Annotated in this window: 12 protein-coding genes; 3 read left to right on the forward strand and 9 right to left on the reverse strand. The window is 64.7% G+C overall.

Features of this window, described 5'->3' with window-relative positions; genetic code table 11:
- Positions 1-4: 4 nt before the first annotated feature.
- The 4 genes from ppdK to ACUJ46_RS08310 form a co-directional block, all read right to left on the reverse strand.
- The gene (gene ppdK, locus ACUJ46_RS08295) at positions 5-2659 is read right to left on the reverse strand and encodes a pyruvate, phosphate dikinase (protein ID WP_445389998.1); all 2655 of its coding nucleotides are present in this window, start codon (positions 2657-2659) and stop codon (positions 5-7) included.
- A gap of 5 nt (positions 2660-2664) precedes the next feature.
- Positions 2665-4755: a glycine--tRNA ligase subunit beta gene (glyS, locus tag ACUJ46_RS08300; protein ID WP_445389999.1), complete on the reverse strand. Its 2091-nt coding sequence runs from the start codon at positions 4753-4755 to the stop codon at positions 2665-2667.
- Positions 4748-5611, reverse strand: a complete 864-nt coding sequence (locus ACUJ46_RS08305) for a glycine--tRNA ligase subunit alpha (protein WP_445390000.1) — start codon at positions 5609-5611, stop codon at positions 4748-4750. The genes glyS and ACUJ46_RS08305 overlap by 8 nt, the downstream gene beginning before the upstream one ends.
- A gap of 95 nt (positions 5612-5706) precedes the next feature.
- On the reverse strand, positions 5707-7782 hold the full coding sequence (locus tag ACUJ46_RS08310; RefSeq protein ID WP_445390001.1) for a molybdopterin oxidoreductase family protein: 2076 nt from the start codon (positions 7780-7782) through the stop codon (positions 5707-5709).
- A gap of 64 nt (positions 7783-7846) precedes the next feature.
- On the opposite strand from ACUJ46_RS08310, the gene ACUJ46_RS08315 reads away from it, so the two are divergent.
- Both ACUJ46_RS08315 and ACUJ46_RS08320 read left to right on the forward strand, forming a co-directional pair.
- Positions 7847-9364 (forward strand): AMP-binding protein, encoded by a 1518-nt coding sequence (locus ACUJ46_RS08315; protein WP_445390002.1) that lies wholly within the window; start codon positions 7847-7849, stop codon positions 9362-9364.
- Between the two features lie 53 nt (positions 9365-9417).
- On the forward strand, positions 9418-10284 hold the full coding sequence (locus ACUJ46_RS08320) for a TraB/GumN family protein (RefSeq protein WP_445390003.1): 867 nt from the start codon (positions 9418-9420) through the stop codon (positions 10282-10284).
- Positions 10285-10353: 69 nt separating this feature from the next.
- On the opposite strand, the gene ACUJ46_RS08325 is transcribed toward ACUJ46_RS08320, so the two are convergent.
- The 3 genes from ACUJ46_RS08325 to ACUJ46_RS08335 all read right to left on the reverse strand — a co-directional run bounded on the left by ACUJ46_RS08325 (position 10354) and on the right by ACUJ46_RS08335 (position 13849).
- Positions 10354-11121: a THxN family PEP-CTERM protein gene (locus tag ACUJ46_RS08325; protein ID WP_445390147.1), complete on the reverse strand. Its 768-nt coding sequence runs from the start codon at positions 11119-11121 to the stop codon at positions 10354-10356.
- 153 nt (positions 11122-11274) lie between these two features.
- The gene (locus tag ACUJ46_RS08330; protein ID WP_445390004.1) at positions 11275-12561 is read right to left on the reverse strand and encodes a serine hydrolase domain-containing protein; all 1287 of its coding nucleotides are present in this window, start codon (positions 12559-12561) and stop codon (positions 11275-11277) included.
- Positions 12562-12568: 7 nt separating this feature from the next.
- Positions 12569-13849: a sulfotransferase family protein gene (locus ACUJ46_RS08335; protein ID WP_445390005.1), complete on the reverse strand. Its 1281-nt coding sequence runs from the start codon at positions 13847-13849 to the stop codon at positions 12569-12571.
- 54 nt (positions 13850-13903) lie between these two features.
- Between ACUJ46_RS08335 and ACUJ46_RS08340 the strand changes: the two genes are divergently transcribed.
- On the forward strand, positions 13904-14221 hold the full coding sequence (locus tag ACUJ46_RS08340) for a hypothetical protein (RefSeq protein WP_445390006.1): 318 nt from the start codon (positions 13904-13906) through the stop codon (positions 14219-14221).
- 52 nt (positions 14222-14273) lie between these two features.
- Here the strand turns inward: ACUJ46_RS08340 and ACUJ46_RS08345 are convergent, their stop codons facing one another.
- Entirely contained in the window at positions 14274-14492 is a 219-nt protein-coding gene (locus ACUJ46_RS08345) for a hypothetical protein (RefSeq protein WP_445390007.1), read from the reverse strand.
- A gap of 178 nt (positions 14493-14670) precedes the next feature.
- Positions 14671-16170 (reverse strand): flavin-containing monooxygenase, encoded by a 1500-nt coding sequence (locus tag ACUJ46_RS08350; protein WP_445390008.1) that lies wholly within the window; start codon positions 16168-16170, stop codon positions 14671-14673.
- Positions 16171-16334: the final 164 nt, after the last annotated feature.

Here is a 16334-nt window from a genome sequence, read left to right on the forward strand (position 1 = left end):
TGGCTCAGCCCTGCCTGAGCGCCGCCTGGGCGGCAGCCAGCCGGGCAATCGGCACGCGCCAGGGCGAGCAGCTGACATAATCGAGACGCTGCCCCTCGCAGAAGAGGATGCTTGCCGGGTCGCCGCCATGCTCGCCGCAGATGCCGAGCTTCAGGCCCGGGCGCGCCGCGCGGCCACGCTCGGCCCCGATCGCCACCAGTTCGCCGACGCCTTCGGCATCGATGCTGACAAAGGGGTCGCGCGGGTAGATTCCGGCCTCGACATAATCGCCGAGGAAACGGCCGGCATCGTCGCGGCTGATGCCAAGCGCCGTCTGGGTCATGTCGTTGGTGCCGAAACTGAAGAAACCGGCATGGGCCGCAATGTCGCCTGCCCTGAGGGCCGCGCGCGGCAGTTCGATCATCGTGCCTACCGTATAGGCGATGCGGCGGCCGCGCTCGGCAAAGACGGCCTCTGCCGTGCGATCGATCACGGCCTTCACCAGCTCCAGTTCGCGCGCCGTTGCAACAAGCGGAACCATGATTTCCGGCTCGACCCCTTGATCGACGTCGAGCGCTGCCTCGAAGATGGCGCGGGCCTGCATTTCCGGAATTTCCGGGTAGGAAATCAGCAGCCGGCAGCCACGGTGCCCGAGCATGGGGTTCGTCTCGTGCAGTTCGACCAGGCGGCGGCGAAGCGCCTGAACGGACAGCCCCGCACTTAGGGCCACTTCGGCAATTTCCGCTTCGCGGCTGGGCAGGAATTCGTGCAGCGGCGGATCGAGAAGGCGGATGGTGACGGGAAGCCCCGCCATGATGCGGAAGATCTCGGCGAAATCGGCCCGCTGCATCGGCAGAAGATGCGCCAGCGCCGCGCGCCGCGCGCCTTCGTCCCCCCCCAGGATCATCGCCCTGACATGGACGATCCGGTCAGCGCCGAAGAACATGTGCTCTGTGCGGGCAAGGCCTATGCCTTCCGCACCGAAGCGGCGGGCGGTGGTGCAGTCCTCGGGTGTTTCGGCATTGGCGCGCACCTTCATGCGGCGCACGCCGTCGGCCCATTCCATCAGGCGGGCGAAATCGCCGGAAAGTTCGGGTTCGATGGTGGGGATATGGCCCTCCATCACTTCGCCGCTGGCGCCATCAAGGGTGATGATGCTGCCTTCCGGGAAGCTGTGCGACCCCACGCGCATCACGCGGGCGTCCATGTCGATGGAAATCTGCCCGGCGCCCGATACACAGGGTCGGCCCATGCCGCGCGCAACGACGGCGGCGTGGCTCGTCATGCCGCCGCGCGCCGTCAATATGCCGCGCGCAGCATGCATGCCGGCAATGTCCTCCGGGCTGGTCTCGACACGGACGAGGATCACGTCCTCGCCATGGGCTGCGCGTTCGGCTGCCGTCGCGCTGTCGAGGACGATCGCCCCCGAAGCCGCCCCCGGCGACGCCGGCAGCCCCACGGCGATGACCTGGCGCCTGGCGGCCGGGTCGAGCGTGGGGTGAAGCAACTGGTCGAGAACCGCAGGATCGACCCTGAGCACGGCTTCGTCCCGGCTGATCAGACCCTCGTCCACCATGTCGCCGGCCATACGCATGGCGGCCTTAGCCGTGCGCTTGCCGGAACGGGTCTGCAGCAGCCACAGCCGCCCTTCCTGCACGGTGAACTCGATGTCCTGGCAGTCGCGGTAATGACGCTCCAGAGTCTCGAACATGCCCGCCAGCTCGGCAAACACCGCCGGCATGGCTTCTTCCATGGAAAGATCGCGGGCAGACGCCTTCTCGCGTGCGGCGCGGGTCAGATATTGCGGCGTGCGGATTCCGGCGACCACATCCTCGCCCTGCGCGTTGATCAGATATTCGCCGAAGATCCGCTTCTCGCCGGTGGCCGGGTCGCGCGTGAAGGCGACACCGGTGGCCGATGTCTCGCCCATGTTGCCGAACACCATAGCCTGTACCGTGACAGCCGTGCCCCAGGATTCCGGAATGTCGTTCAGGCGGCGATAGACGCTTGCCCGGTCCGACCGCCAGCTGCCGAAGACGGCGCCGATCGCGCCTTCGAGCTGGGTCAGCGGCGCCTGCGGAAAGGGTTGCCCGGTCTCCTTCTCGATGATCGCCTGATAGTCGGCCACCAGCGCCTGCAGATCCTCTGCCGAAAGTTGGGTATCGAGGGTGACGCCACGATCATCCTTCATCAGTTCGAGGGCATCCTCGAACAGGTAATGATCAAGCCCGAGGACGACATCGCCATACATCTGCAGGAAGCGGCGATAGCTGTCCCAGGCGAAGCGCGGGTTGGCGGAGCGCCGCGCCAGCCCGGCAACCGTTTCGTCATTGAGGCCGAGATTGAGGACCGTGTCCATCATGCCCGGCATCGACACGCGCGCGCCCGAGCGGACGGACACGAGAAGCGGGTTTTCCGGATTTCCGAAGCCCATGCCCACCTCGCGCTCGATATGGGCGAGGCCGTCGGCAAGAGCCGCCAGAAGCGTATCCGGCAGGCGGCCGCCGGCCTCGTAATAGCGGGCGCACAACGTGGTGGGGATGATGAAGCCCGGCGGCACCGGCAGGCCGATGGCCGCCATTTCGGCGAGATTTGCGCCCTTGCCACCCAGGTGCTGCTTGCCGAGCTGATGGGCAGCCGGGGCCGACCCGCCGAAGGGAACAAGAAGACGCGCAACCATGGAACCTAACCTTCGATCTTCGAGAAATCCGCCACCAGATGCGCCGTTTCACGCAGCTTTGCCAGAAGCGACAGGCGGTTGGCCCTGAGCGCCGAATCCTCGGCGTTGACTGTCACGGTGTCAAAGAAACGGTCGACATGCGGCCGGAGCGTCGCCAGCGCCTGCATGGCGGCGGCGAAATCCTCGGCGGCAACGGCTGTTTCGACGGCGCCGGCCACATGGGTCAGCGCTGCGTCGAGGGCGCGTTCGGCATCGTCGGCCAGCTGGCCGGCATCGACCGCAGGCGCGAAGCGCGTGCCGTCCTTTTTCTCCTCGATGCGCAGGATATTGGCTGCGCGCTTGTAGCCGGCTAGCAGGTTTGCGCCATCATCGGTTTCGGTAAAGGCCTGCAGTGCCGCAACCCGCGCCAGCAGGCGGACGAGATCATCCTCTCCGCCCAGCGCGAAAACGGCGTCGATCAGGTCGTGGCGCACGCCCGCCTCGCGCTGCTGGACCTTGAGGCGATCGATGAGGAACTCGAGCAGTTCGCGCGAAGAGCTTTCGCCGATGACACCCCCGGCCTGCTGGCCGGCGGGCATGTCGGGCAGGCCCTGCCCTGCCTGTTCGAAGGCCGGAATCAGGGGCAGGCGGAGTCCGTTGCGCACCAGTATCTGGATGATCTGCAGGGCGGCCCGGCGCAGCGCGAAGGGATCCTTCGATCCTGTCGGCCGCATCCCGCGCGAGAAGAAGGCCGCAAGCGTATCGAACCGGTCGGCGAGCGACACGCAGACAGACAGGGGGACGGTGGGCGCACCGGAATAGTGTTCGGAAATGGCTGCACAGAAATCCGCCGGCTCGCCTGCCGCGCGCGCCATGTGGCCGCCGATGATGCCCTGAAGCTCGGGAAATTCATTCACTGTGGCAGAAGCAAGGTCTGCCTTGGCCAGTTCCGCCGCGCGCCCGGCAAGCTGCGGGTCGAGATCGGGATGGAGACGCCTTGAAACATGGGCTGCCAGCCCGGCAATGCGATCCGCCTTGCTGCGCAAAGTGCCGAGGCCCTCGAAGAAAAGCCGGTCTTCAAGCTTTGGCAGCAGGCTGGCAAGGGACGTAGCCCGGTCCTGCTCCCAGAAGAAGCGGGCGTCCGACAGGCGGGCGGACAGCACCCGTTCGTTGCCGGCAACGATCGTGCGGCCGCCATCGGGCGCCACAAGGTTCGAGACACAGACAAAGGCGGGCGCCAGCGCGCCGCCTGCATCCTCGACAGCGAAATATTTCTGGTTCGTCCGCATCGTCAGCTGGATGATTTCCGGCGGAACATCAAGGAAGGCCGGGTCGAACCGGCCAAGAAGCGGCACCGGCCATTCCGTCAGCCCGGCGTTTTCGGCCTCCAGCCCCTCGTCCGGGCGCAGCACCAGCCCTTCGGCTTCGGCGGCTGCCTGTGCGCCTTCCCGGATGCGCGCGCGGCGTTCCTCCATGGAAAGCACCACAAAGGCCGCTTCAAGCTGCGCTTCATAGCTTGACGGGCTGTCGATCGCGATCGGGTCCGCGCCGCCCATGAAACGGTGGCCGAAGGTCGTGCGGCCAGACGTCAGGCCGAGCGCCTCGAACGGCACCACATCCGCATCCAGAAGCGCCAGGATGCCGCGCAGCGGGCGCACCCAGCGCGGCGAGGCGGTGGACTGGCTGGCCGTGCCCCAGCGTTGGGACTTGGGCCACTGGAAACCGGCGATCATGCCGGGCAGCTTTTCGGCGAGGATGTCCGCCGTCGGGCGGCCCTCGCGCCGGATCACGGCAAAAAGGAAGACGCCCTTGCCGGTATCACGCTCTTCCAGCTGGTCGCGCGAAAGCCCGGTGGATTTCAGGAAGCCGTCAATCGCCTTTTCGGGCGCGTCGGCGCGCGGCCCGCGCCGCTCTTCGGCGGTGGCTTCGCTTGCAGCCGGCAGGCCGCGCGCGATCAGCGCCAGCCGCCGGGGCGTGGCGTGCGTCTCGATGGTTCCTGTTTCGAGGCCGGCTTCATCCAGCAGCGCCCGGAACCGTTCGGCCAGCTGGCTGGCGGCTGCCGGCTGCATCCGCGCCGGAATTTCCTCGGAAAAGAGTTCGAGCAGGAAATCAGCCACGGGCCGTCTCCTTCTCGACATGCAGATCGGCAACCGCCTTCACCAGATCCCGGACCCGGCCGATATAGGCCTGGCGCTCCGCCACCGAGATGACGCCGCGCGCATTGAGCAGGTTGAAGATGTGGCTGGCCTTGATCGCCTGATCATAGGCCGGAAGCGGCAGGCCGGCGGCGACCAGCGCCCGGCATTCCTCGCTCGTCTTGCGGAAGGCGTCGAACAGCATGTCGGTGTTGGCGGCCTCGAAATTATAGGCGGAAAACTGGCGCTCATTCTCGAGGAACACGTCGCCATAGTTCAGGCCATCATTGTTGAACGGCAGGTCATAGACGTTCTCGACGCCCAGGATGTACATCGCCAGCCGTTCGAGCCCATAGGTGATTTCCCCCGCAACAGGCGCACAGTCATGCCCGCCCACCTGCTGGAAATAGGTGAACTGGGTCACTTCCATGCCGTTGCACCACACTTCCCAGCCCAGCCCCCAGGCGCCCAGCGTCGGGCTTTCCCAGTCATCCTCCACGAAGCGGATGTCGTTCATCGCAAGGTCGATGCCGATGGCTTCGAGCGAACCGAGATACTGTTCCAGTATGTCGTCGGGCGAAGGCTTCAGAATGACCTGATACTGGTAATAGTGCTGCAGCCTGTTGGGGTTGTCGCCATAGCGACCGTCGGACGGGCGGCGGCTTGGCTGCACATAGGCGGCCTTCCACGGCCGCGGCCCCAGCGCCCTGAGCGTCGTGGCCGGGTGGAAGGTGCCAGCCCCCATTTCCATGTCATAGGGTTGCAGGATGGCGCAGCCCCGTTCTGCCCAATAGGCGTGGAGGCGAAGGATGATGTCCTGGAAGCATGTCGGTTTCACGCCACGCCGCTTAGCGGCTGGCGCGCGGCAGGGAAAGGGGCATGGGCATTCCCGGGCACATTCCCGGGCACACCCCGTGACCGTTCGGCACTGCCTCAGGCGGCGGCAACCTCGACCGGCAGGGCCGTGAGCGCGGCATTGCCCGAAAGCGGGTCATAGCGTTTGCGGTCCGTCAGGTCGTTTGCAGAAACACCCGGCCGCGTCGCCGCAACCGACAGCTTCACCCCCTTGCGATCATGGCCCCAGCCGTGCGGCAGGCTGACGGTTCCGGGCATCACATCCTCCGTCACCTCGGCGGGCGCGGTGACGGACCCGACCCGGCTGGTGATGCTGACGGGTTCGCCGTTCCGGATACCACGCGCTGCGGCATCGTCCGGGTGGATCATCAGGGTGCAGCGGTCGGGGCCTTTCAGCAGACGCTTCGAATTGTGCAGCCAGCTGTTGTTGGAGCGGACATGCCGGCGGCCGATCAGCAGCAGGCCTTCGCGCGGCCCGGCCATGCTGGTGGCGAAGCGGTCGAGATCGGCCAGAAGTTGCTCGGGCGCACAGCGAATGCGCTTTTCCGGATGGTACAGCCGTTCGGGCAGGCGGCCGGGCTGCAGAGGGCCGAGGTCGATCCCGTGCGGGGCGGCTTCCACCTGCTCCAGCGTCAGGCCATGGCTCGATGCGCGCAACATGCCATCCAGCACTTCGCGCGGGGTGCGCAGATTGGGCGCCGGCTGGCCCTGGGCCTGCAGCATGGCGCGGCCCAGTTCGGCGATGATCTGCCAGTCGGCCTTCTCGCCCTCGCCCATGGGCAGCAGCGCCGGGCTGTATTTGGCGTAGTTCCTGACCGCGATCGCGCCGAGCGACAGAGGGTAATGATCCTTCTGCAGCGGCCCGCAGGGCGGCAATATGTAATGCGCGTGGCGGCTGGTTTCCGTGACATACATGTCGATGGAAACCATCAGCTCGAGGCTTTCCAGCGCTTCATCGAGGGCGCGGCCATCCGGCGTGGACAGCACCGGGTTTCCGGCAATGGTCACCAGCGCCCGGATCTGGCCTTCGCCCGGCGTGAGGATTTCCTCGGCCAGCGTCACCACCGGCAGCTCCGACATTATCTCGTTGAGGCCCGAAACCCGGCTCTTCGTGCGGCCGTAGGCGCCCTTGCCCGACAGCGCCACCATGTCGACAGCGGGTGTTGAGAACATGACTCCGCCCACGCGGTCCATGTTGCCGGTGGCGATGTTCAGAAGCTGGATGAGCCAGTGGTTGAGGGTGCCGAACGCCGCGACCGAAACACCCATCCGCCCATAGACACAGGCCGGCTCGCCATTGCCGAGGCGCGCGGCAATGGCGCGGATGTCTGCCTCGGCCACGCCGCAATGGGCGCTGAGCGCGGGAATGTCGAAGCGCCGGAGCGCCGCCAGCGCATCGTCGAAGCCTTCGAGCATCGGCTCGAGCCGCCCGGGCCTTATGGCGCCCGCTTCATCCAGCGCCAGGATGAGGGCAGACAGAAAAGCCGGGTCGGTTCCGGGCCGGATGAAGACATGGCTGTCCGCCATTTCGGCGGTTTCCGTGCGGCGCGGGTCCACCACGATCAGCTGCCCGCCCCGCGCCCTGAGCGCTGCGGCGCGCTGGCGGAATCCGGGCGCCGTCCACACCGATCCGTTGGACGCCATGGGGTTGGCGCCGATGATCAGCATCGTCTGTGTGCGGTCGATGTCGGCAATGGGGAAGAGGCTGTTGTGGCCAAACATCCACAGCTGGGCGAGCTGGTGCGGGATCTGGTCGACCGTGCCGGCGGAATAAACCGTGCGGCAGCCAAGCGCCTGCTTCACCACCGCAGTTTGGGTGCCGATGCCGTAATTATGGGCCGAAGGGTTGCCGATATAGAGCGCGCCTGCGCCGCCGCCGGCGCGAATATGCGCCAGGCGCCGCGCGATGTCGGCGAATGCGTCTTCCCAGTTCACCTCCACCCACTCATCCCCCACGCGCTTCACGGGGCGGCGCAGCCTGTCCGGGTCCGTCTGGAGGTCGGCGATGGCGGTCGATTTCGGGCAGACATGGCCGTGACTCAGCACATCATCGGGATCGCCCTTGATGGAAACGACCCTGTCGCCATCCAGTTCGACCAGAATTCCGCAATTTGCCTCGCAGATATGGCAGGTGCGGGTATGAACTATGGCCATTGCCTCTCCCTTCCGCAGCACTTGCAGCCTATGTCCGCTTCAAAGCCTGCACTGGGGAGACAGCATGCATCCTTACATCCACGCCGCCAACATGCCGGAAAAGACAGCCATCATCATGGCGAATTCCGGCGAACGCCTCACCTACGCCCAGCTGGAGGAGCGCTCGAACAGGGCCGCCCAGCTTTACCGCAAGTGCGGCCTGAAGCGCGGCGACAATGTCGCCATCTTCATGGAAAACAGCATCGATTACCTGCCCCTGTGCTGGGGCGCCCAGCGCGCGGGCCTCATCTTCACCTGCATCTCCACCAAGCTGATGGAGGAAGAGGCCGACTATATCGTCAAGGATTGCGGCGCGAAGCTGCTGGTGGCGAGCGTATCGCTCGGCAAGGTTGCCCAGGCGCTGACCTCGGTGCCGCACCGCTTCTCGGTCGGTGGTGCGATTCCGGGCTATGAGCCGCTCGAGGAAGCGCTGGCCGCCGTTCCCGCCAGCCGCATCGCCGATGAAAGCCCGGGCCGCGACATGCTCTATTCCAGCGGCACCACCGGCCGCCCCAAGGGCATCATCGGGCCGCTTCCGGAAGGCGAGATCGACCAGGCGGACACCATGTCGGCCCTGGCCGGCGCGCTCTACGGCTTCACGCCCGACATGGTCTATCTCTCGCCGGCCCCGCTCTACCATGCGGCGCCGCTTCGCTACTGCATGTCGGTCCAGAAGTTCGGCGGCACCGTCATCATCATGGAAAAGTTCGACCCCGAGCGCTTCCTCGAACTGGTGGCCGAACACAAGGTGACCCACAGCCAGGTGGTTCCCACCATGTTCGTGCGCATGCTGAAGCTGCCCGAGGATGTGCGAAAGGCCCATGACGTCTCCAGCATCCGCTGCGTGATCCACGCCGCCGCGCCCTGCCCTGTCGAGGTCAAGGAGAAGATGATCGACTGGTTCGGCGAGCGCATCTACGAATATTACAGCGCCACCGAAGGTTCGGGCTTCACCGCCATTTCCTCTGCCGAATGGCTGAAGAAGAAGGGTTCTGTCGGCAAGTCGATGCTGGGCGAGATCCGCATCCTCGATGACGAGGACAATATCCTTCCGCCGGGGCGAGAAGGCCGCGTCTATTTCCATGGTGGCCCGCCGGTCGCCTACCACAATGCGCCGGAAAAGACGGCCGAGGTTCAGGGCGCGCATGGCGCAACCTTCGGAGACATCGGCTATGTGGACGAAGACGGCTATCTCTTCCTCACCGACCGGTCGAGCTACATGATCATCACCGGTGGCGTGAACGTCTATCCGCAGGAAACGGAAAACGTCCTCATCATGCACCCGAAGGTGGCCGATGTGGCCGTGATCGGCGTGCCGAGCGACGAACTGGGCGAGGAAGTGAAGGCCGTCGTGCAGCCGCGTGACTGGGCCGATGCCGGCCCTGAACTGGCCGCCGAACTGATCGCCTTCTGCCGTGACCGGCTGAGCCATGTGAAATGCCCGCGCAGTGTCGATTTCGACCCCGAACTGCCGCGCCATGACACCGGCAAGCTCTACAAGCGGCTGGTGAAGGACCGCTACTGGCCGAAGGCCAAGGCCTGATGCCAATTGGCCGCCTTCTTCTGCTGCTGGCCCTGATTTGGCCGGCGGCACTGATGGCGGCCAAGGCCCCGCCTCCGGCGCCTGAACCGCTGGTTCCGGCGCTCTGGGCGGTGAGCGACGGCAAGAAGAGCATGATGCTGTTTGGAACCGTCCACGCCTTGCCACGGGGCGTGGACTGGTTCCGCCCGCATGTGGCGGCCGCCCTCGACGGTTCCACGCAACTGGTGCTCGAAACCCGCATTCCGGATTCGCCGGCATCCCTGATGCCGGTGATGATGCGCCTGGCCCGGCTTCAGGCCGCCAGGCCCCTGCCCGATCGCCTGCCGGAAAGCTGGCGCCCGCTGCTCGACCGTGCGCTGGAGCGGCTGAAGCCCGGCCCGCTTGACTGGTATGACACCTGGTTCGTGGCCCTCACGCTCAGCAACCTGCAATCCGTGGAAAATGGCTTTGATCCGCGCATTGGCGTCGAAGCCGTGCTGGCCGAACGCGCGCGCATGCGCAGCATTCCGGTGAACGCTCTCGAATCGACGGAAGAGCAGCTCATCAACTTCGATTCCCTGCCCGAGGCAGACCAGCAGCGGCTCCTCATGTCGGTGCTGGAGGGGCTGGACAGTTCGAAGCCAGACATGGACCGGCTGATCACGGAGTGGATGGCGGGCGACATCGATGCGCTGGCCAAGCGCGTGAACAAGGATTTCGACCGGTCGCCCATGCTGCGCCGCCTGCTTGTGGAAGACCGCAACGCCCGCTGGGCCGCATGGATTGCCAGGCAGTTGCGCGAAGGACCGGGCGGGCAGTTCCTGGCAGTCGGCGCCGGACATATGGCAGGACCGGGCAGTCTCATGGCAGACCTCGAGCGCTACGGCCTGAAGGTCACGCGTGTCATGCCGGAGCCTCCGAAGCGCAAACGCCGGCGTTGAAAGGCATAAGCTGAAAGGGGCCGTGACACGCCTGCAACGGCCCCCTTACCCAGATTGATAGCCCGCCGATCAGGCAGAAGCGGAAGCCAGAGGCCTTGAACGACGGCGCGCTGCAGTGCCGACAAGCCCGAAGCCCGTGATCAGCATTGCCCAGGTTGCAGGCTCGGGCACTGCGCCTGCATTCTCGCGCAGCACGACCTGACCACGCAGGAACGCCTCGTTGGTGGCGTTTTCCGTCGTCCAGAAGAGCTGGGCAGGCGTATTGTCGACCAGGAAACCCCGGACATCGAGCGCATAGTCGATGGTACCGATCGAGAAGGCGCCGGATGCCTGGTTGAAGTTCACGGCCACCCTGTCGGCACAGCCGTTGATGTTGACGCCGATCCCGACAAATCCGCCATCGGCACAGGGAAAATCGGCATTTGGCGTTTCGAAGTGGTCGAAGGCGTAGATGAAGTTCACGGTGCCGAAGAGATTGCCGTTCACCAGCACATCGCTCGTATATTCCAGCTTCACACCGGCGATCGAAGTACCGGCACTGATCGGGAAGTTGAAGTGCGTGAACTTCCCGATGTTGGCCACGTCGGACGTATTGGTGAGCGGATCCACCACAAGTTGCAGATCGCCGATGGATTCGAACCGATAGCCCGACTGCTGCCCGCCAACCCCCCAGCGGACTTCGGCGGAAGCCGTGCCCTGCCCGCTGGTGTTGATGTTTGCGCCTCCATCAATGTCGAACCAGGTGGCGCGGACATTGGTGAAATCGATGGTGGTCGTGGCAACGGCAGGCATCGCCACCGCCATTGCGGCAACCGCCGCAACAAGCTTCAAATGCATTGTCATCTTGATTCCCCTGTAAGCATGACCATGAACATTGGTCGATGCAAACATGTCATGGGGAGTGACAAATTCAATATATATTCAGAGTTAATATGCATCTGAATTGGATAACAGGATTTATATGTTTGATTTTATTATGTTGTCACATGATTAATACATGTTATTGATAATCATTTCAGACTTTTGATAGGCATGTTCTTCGATAATACTGAATCGGCTTTTCATTCCAGGCGCTGGCTTTTCAGATGTGCCGGTGATGACCCAGGCGCGCACGGTTCGGGCCGTACGATCCACCAACAGGGCCGAATGCAGGCCATAGGCTTCGCCCAGATGCCCGCAGCCGGACGTGGGGGTCGGCGCGCCCGGCTGGTCCCCGCCCGGATTGCCGCTTCCCGAAAGGCAGTGGAGCCCGCCGTCTGACCAATATTGCATCAGCCCGGCATCCGTTTCCGCACCGGCGCCGGTGGCAGCCACGGGGCGGAGGCGGAAAAGCGCATCGAGGCTTTCACCCGACAGGAACGCGCCGGGGGTCTCGACAAGCGCCCAGCCCAGCCGCGCAAGCCCCGCAACCGAAATGCGAAGTCCGCCCTGCGGTGAAAACAGGCTGCCATTGTCGCCGGGCCGGTAGGAAGCGAGATCGCAGCCTGCCCCCGGCCGGGTGCGCACCGGGCAGCCACCCGCAGGACGCTCCGCATCCACTTGCGCCACCCATGGCCCCTCAGGTGCCCAGCTTTCCCCGCCATCCGGCGATTTGCGGTAGAGAACCGCGCCACCGGCCACCGTTTCCGCCGTGCAGCCAGACCAGTTGAAGCAGGCGTCGAGCTGCAATGGCTGCAGCACCAGACGCGCCATCGCCCGGTCGAAGCGCATGCCGGTCACCGCCTCGATCAGCTCGCCCAGAATGGCATGGTTGATATTGGCATAATCGAACCGTTCACCCGGCATGGCACTGCTCCAGCTGGCCGGCGAAAGCCGGTCGCGCAGGCGCTCGCCCAGCGGGAAGCTGTAACCGCCCGCATCGGACAGGGAGGATTGGTGGCGCAGCAACTGGCGGATGGTGACGGGCGTTTGCGGGTGGGCCGGGTTTCGCAACGCCCAGCCAAGGTGCAGGCCGGCATCGTCATCCAGCTTCAGGCGCCCCATATCCGCCAGACGGTGGATCGCAAGCGCGACCACCAGCTTCGAGACGGAAGCAACCCTGACGGCCGTTTCCGGCCCGAGATGGCGCAGGACGTCTCCCTCTGGAGTCAGTGCCGCAGCACCCTCGGCTTCTGCCAGCAGCCTGCCATCAGGGCGCACCACGGCAACGGCCAGCCCGGCCATGCGGACTGAGGCAGGCCCTTCAGGAAGCGGCGATGCCGATGCCGGGTCGATCACCGCAAGGAAAAGCCCCGCAGCAAGACACAGGGAAGTACGACGACGGCGCCGTGCGCGCAAGCCCGTGTCAGGCCGCGATCCGGCTTTCGGGCACATAGGGGGCAAGCCGTTCGCGCACCTCTTCCGCCTGCAACCCGAACTGTTCCAGCCTGTAGCGATGGCGGTCATAGCCATGTTCCGACGCGGCGCGGGCGACATAGGCCTCCATCGCCTTCAGCGTTTCGGGGGTCAGCTCATGGTCAAGGAAGCGATAGACACGCGCGATCGCGCCGCGCCAGTCGGCGTTCATCTCCTCGAACGTGAGGTCCAGCTGATACTCTGCAGGGATTCGTTCCCTGACCGCAGCGGTCACGCGAAGGCGATATTCCGTCTTGTGCAGCCACTCCTGCCCGATCCATGCCGGGTCCACAAGATCCGACTGGATGACCATCTGGTTCCAGGCAAGGCTGGCGCCCGAGGCCACCAACTGCACCGGATCGCGGTGCAGGAAGAGCAGTTTCGCTTCCGGGAAAGTCTGGTGCAGGGCGGCCAGATCCTGCAGATGCTGCGGCGTCTTCAGGACATGGGGTTTTGCCGGATCGACGCCCGCAAACCAGGTCCGCAGCTTCAGCAATCTTTCCATCCGCCTATAGACCGGCGTCTGGTCAACCTGTTCGCAATGCCGCGCGAAACTCGGCACGCGGCGCTGCGCTTCGATCATGGCGCCTGAAAGCGACTGTTCGTTGAGGCCCAGTTCCTCGTCCACCTCGAGCGGGCCGGTGGGGTGGGCAAGCTGGATCGCGGGGTTGATGGAGCTGATGAAGCGCAACATCCGCCCTACCTGCGCGATGCGCGGATCGGGCTTGCCGGCAGCCCGCGCGGCAAAGCTCTTAGGGCCGGGCACGGGGCATTGCGCCTCATAGAGCCTGAGCGCCGTGAAGGCGGGGTCGCAGGCAAGAAGCCGCTGAAGCCGCGTCGTGCCCGAACGCATCGAACCAGCGACGATGATGGGCGGGGCAAGCGTGATGCGGTCGATTTCGGGGTGCTCGCCAAGCAGCGCCTCGAACCACATCCGCTCCTTCATCACCTTCAGGATGGAGCCATGGGCGACAAGGCGGCCGAAATCCGTGAGGGCGGCCTCTTCCTTCAGGGCCGGCAGCAGGACAGCAAGCTGGCTTTCGAAAAAGTCCCGGTCGATGCTGTCTGAGCTGAGGCCGGTTTCCTTTTCGGCCAGAGTGCGCAGCCGGTCCGGGCACAGATCGGCAGGCGGCAGGATGCCCGTGGCCCATGCCGACCGCAAGGAGCGCATGAGGAACTTCAGATGCAACGGCCGGAAGTGCGTTGCGGGCGGCAGACCGGAATTGTCCATGACTGGACCGAGTGTTACGCGGGGGTGCGACAAAATGGAAGCCGGGAGACACGATTGAAGATCAGCATTCCAGCCCTGACGCTGGCCCTCTCCCTCTTGGCAGGCTGCGCCGCCAGCAGGGAAATTCAGGTTCGCAACGCACTGACGAATGCAGGCCTGTCGCGCCCCATGGCCGAATGCATGGCAGAGCCGCTGGCCCGCGATCTCAGCGCCAGCCAGCTGCGCGCGCTGGCGCGGGTCGGCAAGATTGCCGAATCCGAAGTCCGCGACCTCAGCCAACGGCAGATCCTCGACCTGTTCCGCCGCGACCTGGACCCCGAAACCGTCGCGCTCGTGGTGCGGAGCGGGCTGGGCTGCCTGTTGCGCAGCTGAAGGCCTTCCCCCCCCTGGCAGCCCGCTTTCCGGGGCTGGGCAGGGGCGGCAATCAGCGGTGGCGGCGCTTCAGAAGCACGGAGCGCTGCGACACGCCGCGCCGCTCGCGCTCCTGCTCGCGGATGGCCATCAGGATCAGACCTACCCCGCCGACGAGCGCCAGAAGGCCGCCGGACAGCATCACCCCGGTGGTGACCCCGCCATCCGATGCGCTCGCGCTGCTGGCAGTGAAAAGAAAAGAGGACGCGACAACCACGACGGGTTTGAACATGAAAAAAGCTCCCGTTGATGAATGCCATCAAGGGAGCAAGAAACATGCCAAATTTGTTTCACCTGCGCGACAGGGTGAAACGGCATGAAACAGGCACGAAGACTGTAAAAGGCACCGACAGCTGGCTGCGGCGTTAAGGTTGCCGGCGACAGCGGTCAGCCGCCGCCGGCTTCCGGGATCAGGCGTATTTGAACTCCGCGCCCTTCAGGTCGATGCGGGGCAGTTCTTCGCGCTCGTTCCAGTAATCCTGGTTGTGCATCCACTCCGGCTTGTCGCCGCGCTTCGGCAGCAGGTGCATGCCGCGCATCAGGTAACCGGGGTTGAAATTGTCATCATCCATCCACGGCAGGAGCGGCATGTCCTTGTCTTCGGGGCGCAGCGCCACTTCCACCTTTCGATAGCCATTGGCCTTCATGTGGTTGAGCAGGCGGCAGACATAATCCGCAACCAGATCGACCCTCAGGGTCCAGCTGGCGCGGAAATAGCCCATGATCCACACGAGGTTCGGAACGCCCGTGAACATCATGCCGCGATAGGTGACGGTATCGGCGAAGTTCGTCGGCTTGCCGTCCACCTCGAAGGTAATATCGCCATCGATCGAGAGATTGAAGCCGGTGGCCGTGATGATGACATCGGCTTCCAGTTCCTTCCCCGACTTGAGGAGAACGCCCTTCTCCGTAAAGCGCTCGATCTGGTCGGTTTCGACACTGGCCTTGCCCGAGACAAGACCCTTGAACAGGTCGCCGTCGGGAATGAAGGCCAGGCGCTGCTGCCAGGGCCGGTATTTCGGCGTGAAGTGGGTATCGATGTCGAAATCCGGGCCAAGGATTGCGCGGGCGGCTTCCAGAAGCTCGGCCTTCACCGCTTCCGGCTCATCGAGGCAGCGCCTCGTCAGCTGCTCCTGGTCGAAGAGATATTTGCGCCGCACGATCTCGTGGATCCAGGTCTCGTCGATTTCCAGCGTGCGCAGCAGGTCGGCCAGTTCGTTCACATTGGGGCCGGGGAAGAAATAGGTGGGCGAACGCTGCAGCAAGGTCACATGGGCGCAGCTGTCGGCAATTGCGGGAACGAGTGTTGCCGCCGTCGCGCCGGAACCAATCACGAGCACGCGCTTTCCGCCGAGATCGAGATCAGCGGGCCAAGTCTGCGGGTGGACGATCTGCCCCTTGTAGTTCGCCATGCCCTCCCACTCGGGCGTATAGCCCTCGGAGTGCCGGTAATAGCCCTGGCACATCCAGAGGAAGTTGGTGGTGATGGTGAAGGGCGAGCCATCACCCCTGGTTCCCCGGACGGTCCACAGGGCATCCTTCGAGGACCATGTCGCGCTCTTGATCCGGTGACGATAGCGGATGTGGCGATCGAGATCGCCATCGCGGATCACCTCGCCCATGTAGCGCAGGATCTTGTCGGCAGTGGCAATGGGTTCATCCACCCAGGGCTTGAAGCGGTAGCCGAAGGTGTAGAGGTCGCTGTCGGACCGGATGCCCGGGTATTTGTGCGTCAGCCAGGTGCCGCCATAGCTTTCCAGCGCGTCCAGAATGACAAAGCTGCGCCCCGGGCATTGTTCCTGCATATGCCATGCGGCGCCGATGCCTGAAATACCGGCCCCCACGATGAGGGTGTCGAAATGTTCCGTCGCCTGTGCCGTTCCCGGCCGTTCCATCGTGGCAGTCGCCATGAGTCTCTCCCTTGTCTGTTAAATGCAGTTTGCGGCTGATGCGCCCTCCATCCCTTGATCCCGGTCAAGACGGCAGGCTCAGCATTTGCACAGGGAGAGGTAGAAAGCCTGCTCAGCCCGATGGCGCAAGCGGGGGCAGGACAGGGGCTGGCGCGCGGGCACGC

This window comes from Sandaracinobacteroides sp. A072, assembly GCF_052616365.1.

Bases quoted from the DNA above. Each gene is read 5' to 3' on its own strand.
- ACUJ46_RS08315 (WP_445390002.1), top strand. From the start codon at position 7,847: ATGCATCCTTACATCCACGCCGCCAACATGCCGGAAAAGACAGCCATC.
- ACUJ46_RS08310 (WP_445390001.1), bottom strand. From the start codon at position 7,782: ATGGCCATAGTTCATACCCGCACCTGCCATATCTGCGAGGCAAATTGC.
- ppdK (WP_445389998.1), bottom strand. From the start codon at position 2,659: ATGGTTGCGCGTCTTCTTGTTCCCTTCGGCGGGTCGGCCCCGGCTGCC.
- ACUJ46_RS08350 (WP_445390008.1), bottom strand. From the start codon at position 16,170: ATGGCGACTGCCACGATGGAACGGCCGGGAACGGCACAGGCGACGGAA.
- ACUJ46_RS08325 (WP_445390147.1), bottom strand. From the start codon at position 11,121: ATGCATTTGAAGCTTGTTGCGGCGGTTGCCGCAATGGCGGTGGCGATG.
- ACUJ46_RS08320 (WP_445390003.1), top strand. From the start codon at position 9,418: ATGGCGGCCAAGGCCCCGCCTCCGGCGCCTGAACCGCTGGTTCCGGCG.
- ACUJ46_RS08345 (WP_445390007.1), bottom strand. From the start codon at position 14,492: ATGTTCAAACCCGTCGTGGTTGTCGCGTCCTCTTTTCTTTTCACTGCC.
- ACUJ46_RS08335 (WP_445390005.1), bottom strand. From the start codon at position 13,849: ATGGACAATTCCGGTCTGCCGCCCGCAACGCACTTCCGGCCGTTGCAT.